This window comes from Bradyrhizobium manausense, assembly GCF_001440035.1.
Lineage (GTDB): Bacteria > Pseudomonadota > Alphaproteobacteria > Rhizobiales > Xanthobacteraceae > Bradyrhizobium > Bradyrhizobium manausense.
This window is the reverse complement of record NZ_LJYG01000104.1, coordinates 182,501-195,375: the sequence shown is the minus strand read 5'-3', so window position 1 is coordinate 195,375 and position 12,875 is coordinate 182,501. Positions and strand designations below refer to the sequence as shown.

At 63.2% G+C, this 12,875-nt stretch carries 9 protein-coding genes and 1 pseudogene; 8 read left to right on the top strand and 2 right to left on the bottom strand.

The annotated features are described in order from the left end of the window. Positions 1-115: 115 nt before the first annotated feature. Both AOQ71_RS27990 and AOQ71_RS27985 read left to right on the top strand, forming a co-directional pair. On the top strand, positions 116-1,045 hold the full coding sequence (locus tag AOQ71_RS27990; protein ID WP_057753415.1) for a helix-turn-helix domain-containing protein: 930 nt from the start codon (positions 116-118) through the stop codon (positions 1,043-1,045). A gap of 294 nt (positions 1,046-1,339) precedes the next feature. Further along, positions 1,340-1,750, top strand: a complete 411-nt coding sequence (locus tag AOQ71_RS27985; protein ID WP_245317182.1) for a hypothetical protein — start codon at positions 1,340-1,342, stop codon at positions 1,748-1,750. A gap of 522 nt (positions 1,751-2,272) precedes the next feature. Here AOQ71_RS27985 and AOQ71_RS27980 read toward each other — a convergent pair. Further along, positions 2,273-3,016 carry an SDR family NAD(P)-dependent oxidoreductase gene (locus AOQ71_RS27980; RefSeq protein WP_057753410.1) on the bottom strand — a complete coding sequence of 248 codons (744 nt, stop codon included), beginning with the start codon at positions 3,014-3,016 and terminating at the stop codon, positions 2,273-2,275. A 144-nt stretch (positions 3,017-3,160) separates the two neighbouring features. Between AOQ71_RS27980 and AOQ71_RS27975 the strand changes: the two genes are divergently transcribed. From AOQ71_RS27975 to AOQ71_RS27960, 5 genes and pseudogenes are all read left to right on the top strand, one after another. Then, positions 3,161-3,931 carry a methyltransferase domain-containing protein gene (locus tag AOQ71_RS27975; protein ID WP_057753409.1) on the top strand — a complete coding sequence of 257 codons (771 nt, stop codon included), beginning with the start codon at positions 3,161-3,163 and terminating at the stop codon, positions 3,929-3,931. Between the two features lie 241 nt (positions 3,932-4,172). Then, positions 4,173-5,174: a DctP family TRAP transporter solute-binding subunit gene (locus AOQ71_RS27970; protein ID WP_057753407.1), complete on the top strand. Its 1,002-nt coding sequence runs from the start codon at positions 4,173-4,175 to the stop codon at positions 5,172-5,174. Beyond that, positions 5,102-5,776 (top strand): annotated as a pseudogene (locus AOQ71_RS50030) (TRAP transporter small permease); the annotation flags it as partial. The gene AOQ71_RS27970 and the pseudogene AOQ71_RS50030, both read left to right, overlap by 73 nt. 243 nt (positions 5,777-6,019) lie before the next feature. Next, a complete protein-coding gene (locus tag AOQ71_RS48665; RefSeq protein ID WP_057753838.1) occupies positions 6,020-7,303 on the top strand; it encodes a TRAP transporter large permease in 1,284 nt (427 codons plus the stop codon). A 167-nt stretch (positions 7,304-7,470) separates the two neighbouring features. Next, positions 7,471-9,405 carry an alkyl/aryl-sulfatase gene (locus tag AOQ71_RS27960; protein WP_057753835.1) on the top strand — a complete coding sequence of 645 codons (1,935 nt, stop codon included), beginning with the start codon at positions 7,471-7,473 and terminating at the stop codon, positions 9,403-9,405. 217 nt (positions 9,406-9,622) lie between these two features. Here AOQ71_RS27960 and AOQ71_RS27955 read toward each other — a convergent pair whose 3' ends face one another. After that, positions 9,623-10,693 (bottom strand): glycosyltransferase family 4 protein, encoded by a 1,071-nt coding sequence (locus AOQ71_RS27955; RefSeq protein WP_057753405.1) that lies wholly within the window; start codon positions 10,691-10,693, stop codon positions 9,623-9,625. 269 nt (positions 10,694-10,962) lie between these two features. Between AOQ71_RS27955 and AOQ71_RS27950 the strand changes: the two genes are divergently transcribed. Then, on the top strand, positions 10,963-12,726 hold the full coding sequence (locus AOQ71_RS27950) for an ABC transporter ATP-binding protein (protein ID WP_057753404.1): 1,764 nt from the start codon (positions 10,963-10,965) through the stop codon (positions 12,724-12,726). Positions 12,727-12,875: the final 149 nt, after the last annotated feature.

The following is a 12,875-nucleotide window of genomic DNA, read 5'->3' as shown; positions in this document are numbered from 1 at the left end:
CCCGCCGAGTGCGACATCGGCAAGTCGTGGACAGCGATCGGTGAATGGCCGATACACCGTGTGCGAGATGGCAGGATGCAGTGGCCTGCGCGACCCTTCACGGAAGAAACGGGCTATGACCAGGACAGGCGCTTACGGCGAACGGTTCGGAGAGTTCCTTCGCCTCGAGCAAGCTCCGCCCTCGCTGCTGAGCCGTTCGCTGCGCGGCACCGAGATCGCCGTCACCGAAACGCGCAACCACCATCCCGTGCCGGGTCTTTCCGGTTCGTTCGCCCTGGAAGATGCCTATCTCGTCAGCCTGAAGCTGCGCGACTATCCCGCGTGCGAGATCTGGGAGCAGGGACGTCACCTCAAGAAGACGGATGTCCATGCCGGCACGACCTATCTGTACGATCTCAAGGCCGACCCGCGTTATGTGATCGACAAGCCGTTCCACTCTCTCCATTTCTATGTGCCGCATTCGGCGCTCGATAGCCTCGCCGATCAGTCGGGAGCGCGGCGCATCGATGCGCTCGATTGCCGCCCTGTCGGGCATGATGACGCCATCGTCCGTCATATTGGCGCGTCCTTGCGCGAGGGCCTGCGCCGGCCCGATGAGGCCAATCAGCTCTTCACCGATCACATGATGCTGGCGCTCATCGCCCATGTCGCGCAGGCCTATGGAGGTTTTCGGCAGACGGCCGAGACCGGCAGAGGTGCGCTTGCGCCGTGGCAGCTGGCGCGCGCTTGCGACAAGCTCGAAGCGGATCTCGGCGGCAAGCTGCCGTTGCAGGCCATTGCGGCCGAGCTCGGCCTCTCGGCCAGTCATTTCTCGCGTGCGTTTCGTGCCTCGACCGGCTTGCCGCCCTATCGCTGGCTTCTGCATCATCGCGTGAGGACCGCCAAACGTTTGATGAGCGCCCACGGCGTGTCGCTGTCCGAGATCGCGATTTCGGCCGGCTTTGCCAACCAGAGCCACTTCACGCGGGTCTTCTCGGCGATAACAGGCGTCAGCCCGGGCGCGTGGCGTCGCGATGCGCTGGGGGCGACGAGCCGCGAAGGTTGATTCCATCGCGGCCGACCAGCACATCATCATCGACCACCCGCGTCCGCGCCTTCGGCGCGCGAGCATCCGTTCAAGAGTTCGGTGCAAAACATCTTGCTGACGGCGGACACGCATCAGACCGGTCCGACGACGATCGACGCGCCGGCATCCGGTTAACACCGTCGACCTCGGCGGGATGGTCAACCAGATCAGCGTCGGTTCCGGAACGAACACGATCATAGCCGGCAACGGATTGGATAGCGTCGTTGCCGGCCGGGCCACGATGCCATCACGCTCGGCGGGGTCGCCAATCACGTGACGCTCAACGGATCCACAGCAGATGTGACGAACCAAATTGGTCAGGACGTCATCACAGCCAATGGCGGTTCGGATCAGTTCAACTTTGTCGGGTTCGGCAGTCAGGCGATCATCAATGGCCCGGCCCATGTCGACATCGTTGATCACAGCACGGGTTTGACCGTCACTGTCAATTCCGGCAACCAGATCGATACGATTTCCGGCTTTGGTCATGACCCGCTTGGTGTCATCGATCTTGCAAACGGTGCAGGCAATTATCACTCCGTCGCCGACATCATGAGCGCGCTCAGGAGCGATGGCCATGGCGGGACGGTGCTTGCGCTAGGCAGTGGTCCCGATGCGGGGTCGATCGATTTCGTCGACGCCGCGATCAGCCAATTGCACGCATCGAACTTTGCGATCGTGTAGAACGCGGCTTCCTTGCAACGCGAAGGCAAGTGACGGACTCGTTCGCCCCCGGGGAGGCCGTGGCCCGATCGGAGGCACGTCAGTACCTCTGCCTCACATTTGTGCCTGGTGTTGACCCTGATCAAAGGTCGAGCCGTGGGGAGGGTCACGTTGAGCGGGTCAGCGTTCGCACGGGAGGAAACAACATGATCTTCAACGTCAGGCGTCTTGGGCTGGTGGTGGCAGTGGCCCTGTCAACCGCCGCACCATTGTCGGTCCACACTTCGTCCTCAACACTTCCATCCGTATCACTCGACCGCGCTGAAGCGAGAGTGGGCCGGCCGCTGACGCCGATGAGCGTCGCGGGCGTGAACCGCAGAGTGCATCGGCGCGCCTATTACGGCGCGGCGGCGGTTGGAGCTGCCGGTGCTTACGGTGCGTACGGCTACCGCAGGGCCTGCGGATATTATCCGTATCCACCCTGTTATTGAGAGAGCGCGGGGTGACCTTGCCTCTCCCCGCAAGCGGGGAGAGGGAGAGAAGTCAAAACTGATACCGTCTCAATCCCCCATCCACCGGGATCACCGTTCCGGTGATGTAGCGCGCCACCGGCGAGGCCAGGAACACCGCGAGTGCGGCGAGGTCTTCCGGCTCGCCCCAATAGCCGACCGGGATCTCTTCCTCGGCAAAACGCTCGCGATACTCAGGCGGATAGTTGCGGCGGATCTGCTCGCTCATGATGCGGCCGGGCGGGATGCAGTTGATGGTGATGCCGTGCTCGCCGATTTCGCGCGACAGGCCCTTGGCCCAGGCGTGAACGGCGGCTTTCGCCGCGAAGGCGGCGTTGAGGCCTTCCGGCTCGGACTTGCCGGTAATGTTGACGATGCGGCCCCATTTGCGTTCGATCATCTGCGGCAGCAGCGCATGCGCGATGCGGCGGTAGCTGGTGAAGTTGAGCGCGATCGCCTCGTCCCATTTGCTGTCGGGCGCGTCGACCGGGAGGGGACGGCTGCCGCCGGCATTGTTGATCAGGATGTCGACATGGCCGAGCTCCTTCAGCGCGAAGGCTGAAACCCTTTCGGCCGCGTCCTTGGCCATGATGTCCTGCTCGAACGGCGTGATCAGGCCGGAGCCGACCTCCCTTGCCAGCTCGGCGAGCAGGTCGGTGCGGCGCGCCACGCCGACGACGCGCACGCCTTCGGCGGCGAGGCCCTTGGCGATGGCGCGGCCGATGCCGATGCTGGCTCCGGTGACGACAGCGGTTTTCGATTTCAGCCCGAGGTCCATGGTTACTCGCTCTCTTGATGGGGTCTTGCTTTTTGCTTTCGTTTCCTGCCGATCCCGCGCCGCTTACCGAATTGCCTGGGCGGGACGAGCAGTGGTAACCAAGGGCGATCTCGAAGGAAACACCAAAAAGAAAAGGCTTGAGCCATGGTCTGGGATCCGCAGCAATATCTGAAGTTCTCCGGCCACCGGCTCCGGCCCGCGGTCGACCTGTTGATGCGCATTCCCGATGTCGGCCCGCGCACGGTTGCTGACCTCGGCGCCGGCGCCGGCAATGTCACCAAGCTGATCAAGGAGCGCTGGCCATCCGCCGCGGTGACCGGCGTCGAGGGTTCGGCCGAGATGGTGGCTGCGGGGCGCAAGGCCGCGCCCGACGTGGAATGGTCGCATGAAGACCTCGGCCATTGGCGGCCCGCGAAGCAATATGACGTGGTCTATTCCAATGCCGCACTGCACTGGCTGCCCAATCATGCGGCACTCTTCCCCTCCGTCATGGAGAAGGTCGCGCCCGGCGGCATGCTTGCGGTGCAGATGCCGCGCAACTTCCTGGCGCCGTCGCATGTCCTGATCGGCGAAACCGCGATGGACGGGCCCTGGCGGTCCAAGGTCGAGCATCTCGTGACGCCGCCGCCGGTCGAGGGGCCGGCCTTCTATCATGATGTGCTCGCGCCGCTGTCGCAGAACATCGACATCTGGGAGACCGAATATCTCCAGGTCCTCGAGGGCGAAAATCCCGTGAAGGAATGGACCAAGGGCACCTGGCTGACGCGGTATCTCGACGTGCTCGAGGGCGACGAGAAGGCCGCGTTCGAGGCCGCCTATGGGATGCGGGTCGCGAAAGCCTATCCCAGGAATGCGGCGGGGCAGACGCTCTTCCCGTTCCGGCGCCTGTTCATCGTCGCCCAGCGCAAGGGTTAACAGCGTTTCCGCGATGCGACATAAGCGCTCGCTCCCGTCCGTGGAGCGCCCGCCGGGTTGCGCGTGCGACCGCAGGCAAGATAGCCTTGCTGCGGCATGGTTTCGCTGCGGCAAATTGGGCTTAGGTCTAGTTGTTCGGCTTGCCGATTGCTGCCACTACTGACCTGCAAAGCCGATCTGCAAAACCGATCTGCAAAACAAAAAAGAACCCGGTCTTCTAGGGTTGTTGGGGAGGTCCTTCATGCGCAAACTGCTCTTTGCGGTCGCCGCGGCCGCGCTCGCCTTGGCCCCTGTGGTCGCCGCAGCTCAGAGCCCAATCATCATCAAGTTCAGCCACGTCGTCGCCAACGATACGCCGAAGGGCAAGGGCGCGCTGAAGTTCAAGGAACTTGCCGAGAAGTACACCGACGGCAAGGTCAAGATCGAAGTCTATCCGAACTCCTCGCTCTACAAGGACAAGGAGGAGATCGAGGCGCTCCAGCTCGGCTCGGTGCAGATGCTGGCGCCCTCGACCGCGAAATTCGCACCGCTGGGCATCAAGGAATTCGAGGCGCTGGACCTGCCCTGGCTGTTCAAGGACGAAGAGACCTATTCGAACGCGATGAAGGGCGCGGTCGGCAAATGGCTGTTCCAGAAGCTCGAGGCCAAAGGCATTACCGGCCTCGCTTTTTGGGACAATGGCTTCCACATGGTGTCGTCGAATCGCCCCCTGATGAAGCCGGAGGATTTCAAGGGCCTCAAATTCCGCATCTCCGGTTCCAAGATCGCCGACCAGTATTTCCGCCTGATGGGTTCGATCCCGCAGATCATGGCGTTCTCCGAAGTGTACCAGGCGCTTCAGACCGGCGTGGTCGACGGCTGCGAGAACACCGCGTCGAACTACCTGACGCAGAAGTTCTATGAAGTGCAGAAGGACATCACCGTGTCCTATCACGCGCATCTGCAATACGCAGTGATCGTCAATTCGAAATTCTGGTCCGGCCTGCCGCCCGACATCCGCACCCAGCTCGAGAAGGCGATGGCGGATGCGACCGACTACACCAACCAGATCGCGCACCAGGAGAACGAGGACGCGCTGGCCGAGATCAAGAAGAGCGGCAAGACCACGCTGCATTATCTCAGCGATGCCGACCGCAAGGCATGGCAGGAGGCGATGCAACCGACCTATAAATGGGCCAAGGGCCGGGTCGGGCAGGAAGTGCTCGATCTCGTCGCCAAGGAACTCGACGTCAAGATGAACTGACGCGGTTTACGGCAAGAATATACCAACGGTCGGGAGTGAGTGCACTCCCGACCGTTTCGTATCGACAGGGGGGCTTTGATTTGCTGCGCGTGCTCAACCAGCTGCTCAATCATCTCGAAGAATGGTTGATCGCGACGCTCATTGCGGCTGCAACCGGACTGATCTTCATCGCCGTCGTGCACCGTTACGGTGCGGGCGAATCGATCAACCTGTCGCGCTGGGCGGCGGCGCATGGAATGACGTGGCTCGCATCGGCGTCGATGGCGGTGTTCACCTTCATGTCCGAGCTGGACCTGTCGTGGGCGCAGGAACTCTGCATCTACATGTTCATCTGGATGGCGAAGTTCGGCGCGGCCTATGGCGTGCGCACCGGCATCCATGTCGGCGTCGACCTGCTCGTCAACCGGCTGCCGGAGCATTCGCGCAAGCACGTCATCCTGTTCTCGCTGCTGTGCGGGGCGCTGTTCACCGGCATGATCGCCGCCTTCGGCGCCTCCTTTGTCGGCGAGATGTTTCACACCGGGCAGCAGTCCAACGACCTGGAAGCGCCGATGTGGTTCGTGTATCTGGCGATCCCGCTCGGATCCGGCCTGATGTGCTTCCGCTTCCTGCAGGTCTGCTGGTTCTATTACTGGACCGGCGAGCTGCCGCATCACGACGAGACCCATGTCGAGGGCGTGGAGGCCGACGTCTCGCCGGCGCTGCATCCGCAGCCTGCCGGCGCCGCCACGAAAGCTGCTGCGCGAAAAGTTTCGCCGCTTGGCGTCATCCTGATCCTGGCGCCGATCCTGATCTTCGCGCTGTGCCTTGGCGAAAAGACCGGTTTCATCGTGCTGCCGCACTGGATGCGCGCCGCGACCGTGTTCGCGCTGCTGATCGCGCTGATGCTGACGGGCATTCCGGTCTCGATCGCGCTCGGCCTCACCGTGATGACGTTCCTGTTCACGTTGACCGCAGTGCCGATCGAAGCCGTCTCGATGAAGCTCTTCACCGGCATCGAAGGCTTCGAGATCATGGCGATCCCGTTCTTCATCCTCGCCGGCAATTTCCTCACCCATGGCGGCGTCGCGCGCCGCATGATCAACTTCGCGACCTCGCTGATCGGGCACTGGCACGGCGGCCTCGGCCTTGCCGGCATCGTCGCCTGCGCGATGTTCGCGCTGGTCTGCGGCTCCAGCGTCGCGACCGTCGCCGCGATCGGCGCCATCGTGCTGCCGGAGATGGTCCGCCACGGTTATCCCATGCGCTTCGGCGCCGGCATCATCACGGTGGCGGGGTCGCTCGGCATCCTGATGCTGCCGTCGATCCCGAAGATTGTTTACGCCGTTTCGACCAACACCTCGATCGGCGCGCTGTTCGTTGCCGGCCTGCTCCCCGGCATCATGCTGACGACGATGCTCTGCATCGTCACGTGGTGGCTGGCGCGCAACCGCGACTATCCTCGAATGCCGAAGGCGAGCTGGGGCGAGACTGTTCGCACCTTCCGCGAGAGCATCTGGGGCTTGATGCTGGTCGTCATCATCATCGGCGGCATCTATAGCGGCCTGTTCACCGCCACCGAGGCCGCCGCGATGGCCGCGGTCTATTCCTTCATCATCGCCGTGTTCGTCTACAAGGCGATCAGGATGTCGGACGTGCCGCGCGTGCTGCTGCGCGCCGCCAACACCAGCGCGATGCTGCTCTACATCGTCACCAATGCGGTGCTGTTCTCCTTCGTGCTCTCCAACGAGAATTTGCCGGCCACGCTTGCCGACTGGATCGCGGCGCAGAACCTCGGCTGGGTCGGCTTCCTGCTCGTCGTCAACGTGCTGCTGCTGCTCGCCGGCAACTTCATGGAGCCGAACTCGATCATCCTGATCATGGCGCCGATCCTGGCGCCGGCCGCCAAGAAGCTCGGCATCGATCTCGTGCATTTCGGCATCGTCATGGACGTCAACATGGAGGTCGGCCTCTGCCATCCGCCTGTCGGCCTGAACCTGTACGTCGCCTCGATGATAGCCCGAATGCGCATCACCGACCTCGCTGTCGCAGTGATGCCGTGGCTGCTCACCATGCTCGGCTTCCTGGTCATCGTGACCTATTGGCCCGATTTGACGCTGTGGCTGCCGCGGGTGCTGGGGATGCATTAGTCGGATCTCGTAGCCCGGATGGAGCGCAGCGAAATCCGGGTCTTTGTTTCGTTTCGACAGATTTCCCCGGATTGCGCTTCGCTCCATCCGGGCCGCTGATCTCCCCCAGCATAGCAATCGACCGCAAGATGCGGTTAGATGCCGCGTCAGGCCGGGAGGAAACAATCATGACTGAACCCAGCAGCGAGCCGAAGGACGCGACGCCGTCCGTCATCGCGCGGCATCACACGATGCTGGGCGCTTTGCCGTTTTCCGACACGCGGGATTTCGACGACGCGGCGCGCGGCTTTCTCGGCACGATCGAGCACGCGAAGATCGCGAATTCGCAAGGACGGACGGTCTGGAGTCTGGAGCCCTACGGCTTTCTGTCCACCGAACAGGCGCCGCCGACGGTCAATCCGAGCCTGTGGCGGCAGTCGCGGCTCAACATGCACCACGGCCTCTTCGAGGTCGTGCCGGGCGTCTACCAGGTGCGCGGGCTCGACATCGCCAACATGACGCTGATCGAGGGCGACAGCGGCGTCATCGTGGTGGACACGCTGACCTCGATCGAAAGCGCGCGCGCCGCGCTCGATCTCTACTTCAAGCACCGTGGCCCGAAGCCGGTTGCCGCTGTCATCTTCACGCACACGCACACCGACCACTGGGGCGGGGCGCGCGGCGTCCTAGAGGAGGACACGCTCGCCACCGGCCGCGTACCGATCATCGCCCCGAATCTGTTCATGGAGCACGCCGTCTCCGAGAACATCATCGCTGGACCAGCGATGCTGCGCCGGGCGCAATATCAGTTCGGGCCGTTTCTCGCAAAGGGCGTGCGTGGGCAGGTCGATTGCGGCCTCGGCAAGACCATGGCGGCCGGTGCGGTCGCGCTGCTGCGGCCGACCGACCTGATCATGGCGACCGGCGACAAGCGCGTTATCGACGGCGTCGAGTTCGAATTCCAGATGGCGCCGAACAGCGAAGCGCCAGCGGAAATGCACTTCTTCCTGCCGGGCTACAAGCTTCTGAACCTCGCCGAGAACTGCACGCATAATTTCCACAATCTGCTGCCGTTCCGCGGTGCCGATGTGCGCGATGCGCTGGCGTGGTCGAAATATCTCGGCGAGGCACTGCATCTGTGGGGCGGCAAGGCCGAGGCGATGTGCGGCCAGCATCATTGGCCGGTGTGGGGCCGCGAACGCATCGACAGCATGATCCGCGAGCAGCGCGACCTCTACAAATTCGCGCATGACCAGACCATCCGCCTGATGAACCACGGCCTCAACGCCGCCGAGATCGCCGAGACGATCCAGCTGCCGAAGAGCCTGGAAGGTGCCTGGCACGGCCGCGGTTATTACGGCCACATCAGGCACAATGTGAAGGCGATCTATCAGAAATATCTCGGCTGGTACGACGCCAATCCGGTCAATCTCGATCCGCTGCCGCCGGTGGCATCGGGCAAGAAATACGTCGAGTATATGGGCGGCGCCGATGCGATCCTGACGCGGGCGCGCGCAGATTTTGACAAGGGCGAATTCCGCTTCGTGGCGCAGGCGCTCGGTCATCTCGTCTTCGCCGAGCCCGATAATCAAGCGGCGCGCGCGCTGCTGGCCGACACGCTGGAGCAGCTCGGCTATGCCGCCGAGAGCTCGACCTGGCGCAATGCCTATCTGTTCGGCGCCCAGGAGCTGCGTCATGGCATGCCGAAGACGCCGCCACGCGCGCCGATGCCGCGCGAGACGCTGGCCGCACTGCGCACGGAACAGCTCTGGGACGTGCTCGGCATCCGCCTCAACGGACCGAAGGCGGAGGGCAAGCACATCGTGCTGAACTGGAGCTTTTCGGATACCGGCGAGAGGTTCGTGCTGAACCTGGAAAACTGCGCTCTGACCTATACGAAAGGAGTGCAGGCGGAGAATGCCGACGCCGGCTTCACCCTGGCGCGTGCGACGCTGGACGAGGTGATCGCGAAGCTGACGAGCTTTCCGGAAGCAGTGGCTGCGGGGAAGGTCAAGCTGTCGGGCAATCCGATGAAGCTTGCCGAGCTGATGGGATTGATGGACGAATTCCCGCGGATGTTCGAGATCGTCGAGCCGAAGCGGACGGTGGTGGTGGTGGTGTAGGCACTGTCGCTGCCACGGACTCCGTCATTGCGAGCGCAGCGAAGCAATCCAGAATCCCTCCGCGGAAAGACTCTGGATTGCTTCGCTGCGCTCGCAATGACGGGTGGATGGAGCTGGGCGCTTCGCCAAACTATTGCTGCGGCGTATGGGTCCCGGCTCTGCGCCGCAACGCTAAGGGCGTTGCAGCGCGTCCGGGACACGAGAGCAGTGGAGACTGCTACTCCGCGCTGCTCACCAGCTTGATGCGTGGCGCCTGTTCTTCGGTCAGGCTGCGGTAGGCGGCGAGATAGTCGAGTGCCATCCGCCGCGCGGTAAAGCGTTTCTCGAACTGCTTGCGGATGGCGGCGCGATCGAGCTGGGCGAGGCGGTTCACGACACCTGCGGCGCTGAGGACGTCCTCGACGACGAAGCCGGTGAGCCCCTCATCGATGATTTCAGGCACCGAGCCGCGGTTGAAGGCAATCACCGGTGTGCCGCAGGCCATGGCTTCGATCATCACCAGGCCAAACGGCTCCGGCCAGTCGATCGGCAGCAACAGGCCGAGCGCGCCGCTCAAAAAGTCCGACTTCTCGTGATCGCTGATCTCGCCGATGAAATCCACCAGCGGATTGCCTGCGATCATCGGCTTGATCAGTTCGTCATAATAATCCTGGTCGGCGCGATCGACCTTGGCCGCGATTTTCAGCGGGATGCCGCAATGCATCGCGATCTTGATGGCGCGGTCGACGCCCTTCTCCGGCGCGATGCGGCCGAGCACGGCGAGATATTCCTGTTTCGCCGGCTTCGGCACCAGCAGGTTCTCGGGCAGGCCGTGGTGGATGGTGGTGACCCAGTTCGCCTGCGGCACCGGCCGCCGCTGCGCGTTCGAGATCGAGATGACCGGCATCTTTGAGAAAGTATTGAACACCGGCTGATGCTCCGGCAGGTCGAGCCGGCCATGCAGGGTGGTCAGGAACGGCGTCGGCTGCCGGCAGAACAGCGACCACGGATAATAGTCGAGATGGAAATGGAGGAAGTCGAACTCCTCGTCGTCACATTTCTGCCGCACGCGCTCCAGCAGCACCATGTGCAGTGCATTGGGATCCCGCACGGAACCGTCGAGGCGAAGCGCCCGCGGCCATAATGCGTCGAGCTTCGCCGACGTCTGCGAATCGCCGCTGGCGAACAGGGTGACATCGTGTCCAAGGGCCACCAACTCTTCCGTCAACCAATGCACCACCCGCTCGGTGCCGCCATACAGCTTGGGTGGAACAGCCTCCGTCAACGGAGCTACCTGCGCGATGCGCATCTCACCATCTCCTCTGCGATCATGTGGAAGTTGGAACCCCCGCCGTGTAATTGGCACCGGCATGCCAACAAGGGAACGTTCCCGCAGTTGCGAAGTTCCTCTCAACAAACGTTACTTATTCGACACATCGCGAACATGTCTCGATGCTGCCATCTCCTCTTCGCAGATCGTCCGCATCCGCATGTCGTGATGGCGTTGCCCGGGAACCGAGGCGAACTGGTCGTTGTTCAATCGACCAGCCAGAACAATTGAAATCACGACGGGGTCTCATGGATCATCTTTCTGGATACGCGCGCAGGCCATTTGCATTTGTCTTGCGCTACCTGCGGCGACGGCTGGCGTCGCATCTGGTGATCCTGACCGCTGTGGTGGCAGCTGTTGCCTGCTCGGTGGGCACGCAGTACGGCGTCAAATCTCTCGTCGACGCGTTGTCCGCGGGAACTTCACATGGCGGTAGCGTATGGCTGGCATTCATCCTGCTCATGTCACTGATCGCCGCCGACAATTTTCTGTGGCGGATCGCCAGCTGGACGGCGAGCTTCACCTTCGTCCGTGTCACCGGCGATTTGCGCCGTGACATCTTTCGTCATCTGACCGGGCATGCGCCGAGTTACTTCCTGGACCGCATGCCGGGCATGCTGACGAGCCGCATCACTGCCACGTCCAATGCGGTGTTCACGGTCGAGAACATGTTCGTCTGGAATGTGTTACCCCCGTGCATCGCCACAATTGCGGCAATCGGGCTGATCGGAACCGTAAGCCCTTATATGGCAGCGGGCCTGACCGTGATCGCCGGCGGCATGGTGGTGGCGATGTTCCGCCTGGCCGCGGCCGGCAAGCCGTTGCATGACGACTTCGCCGACAAGGCGGCCGCCGTCGACGGCGAGATGATCGACGTCATCAGCAACATGCCGCTGGTTCGCGCCTTCTGCGGCATCGGCCATGAGCACGAGCGGTTCGACGCCACGGTGAGCCGGGAAGTCAATGCGCGTGGACGCAGCCTGCGCTATCTGGAGAAGCTGCGGCTGCTGCATGCCGCCGTGACCGTGAGCCTGACGATCGCCCTGATGGCCTGGGCCGTCACGCTCTGGCAGCAGGGCGAGGCGACCACCGGCGACGTCGTGCTGGTCTGTACCCTCGGTATCTCCATCCTGAGCGCGACCCGCGATCTTGCCGTCGCGCTGGTCGATGTCACCCAGCACGTCGCGCGCCTGACCGAGGCGATCGCGACGCTGCTGGTGCCGCACGAGTTGCGCGATCACCCCGAGGCCGAGCCCCTGGTCAAGAGTGGTGCCGCGATCGCGTTCAACAATGTCACCTTCGGCTATCCTGGGGCTGAGAAGATCTTCGAGCGCTTCAGCCTGCGGCTGCAGCCCGGTCAGCGCGTCGGCCTGGTCGGGCAGTCCGGCGGCGGCAAGTCCACCCTGTTCACGCTGCTGCAACGCTTCTACGACGTCGACGAGGGCAGCATCACCATCGATGGCCAGGACATCTCCAAGGTCACGCAACAGAGCCTGCGCGAGGCGATCTCCGTGGTACCGCAGGACATCTCGCTGTTTCATCGCTCGATCCGCGAGAACATCCGCTACGGCCGGCCGAACGCGACTGACGACGAGGTGCTGCGCGCCGCGATCGCAGCGCGCTGCGATTTCATCGACAGCCTGCCCGACGGTCTCGACACCATGGTCGGCGACCGAGGCGTCAAAATGTCCGGCGGCCAGCGCCAGCGCATCGCGATCGCGCGCGCCTTCGTGAAGGACGCGCCGATCCTGCTGCTGGATGAAGCCACCGCCGCGCTCGACAGCGAATCCGAGGAGGCGATCCGCGAGGCGCTGTCGCGCCTGATGCGCGGCCGCACCGTGATCGCGATTGCGCATCGCCTCGCGACGCTGCGCAATTTCGACCGCGTCGTCGTGCTCAGGAACGGCAAGATCATCGAGGACGGAGCGCCCGACCGGCTGATGCAGGGGCATGGTCCGTACCGCGAACTGGTAACGCAGGAAATGAGCCGGCTCGCGAAGTTCGCCGCGTAAACCCAACAGTTGCGTTTGCGTTGGTCGCGTTCGAAACACTGGCAGCAGGGGAGCAGCTCATGGCAGTCGAAGCCGCAACCAGGATCAGCTCGGCCTCGCAGACGATAGAGGCCGTTGCCGAGCAGCCGTTCTACATTCCAATGACGGGG

What these genes read in the sequence shown, in the direction of transcription:
- AOQ71_RS27990 (WP_057753415.1), top strand. Translation starts at nt 116, where the DNA reads ATGACCAGGACAGGCGCTTACGGCGAACGGTTCGGAGAGTTCCTTCGC.
- AOQ71_RS27980 (WP_057753410.1), bottom strand. Translation starts at nt 3,016, where the DNA reads ATGGACCTCGGGCTGAAATCGAAAACCGCTGTCGTCACCGGAGCCAGC.
- AOQ71_RS27975 (WP_057753409.1), top strand. Translation starts at nt 3,161, where the DNA reads ATGGTCTGGGATCCGCAGCAATATCTGAAGTTCTCCGGCCACCGGCTC.
- AOQ71_RS27970 (WP_057753407.1), top strand. Translation starts at nt 4,173, where the DNA reads ATGCGCAAACTGCTCTTTGCGGTCGCCGCGGCCGCGCTCGCCTTGGCC.
- AOQ71_RS48665 (WP_057753838.1), top strand. Translation starts at nt 6,020, where the DNA reads ATGCGCGCCGCGACCGTGTTCGCGCTGCTGATCGCGCTGATGCTGACG.
- AOQ71_RS27960 (WP_057753835.1), top strand. Translation starts at nt 7,471, where the DNA reads ATGACTGAACCCAGCAGCGAGCCGAAGGACGCGACGCCGTCCGTCATC.
- AOQ71_RS27955 (WP_057753405.1), bottom strand. Translation starts at nt 10,693, where the DNA reads ATGCGCATCGCGCAGGTAGCTCCGTTGACGGAGGCTGTTCCACCCAAG.
- AOQ71_RS27950 (WP_057753404.1), top strand. Translation starts at nt 10,963, where the DNA reads ATGGATCATCTTTCTGGATACGCGCGCAGGCCATTTGCATTTGTCTTG.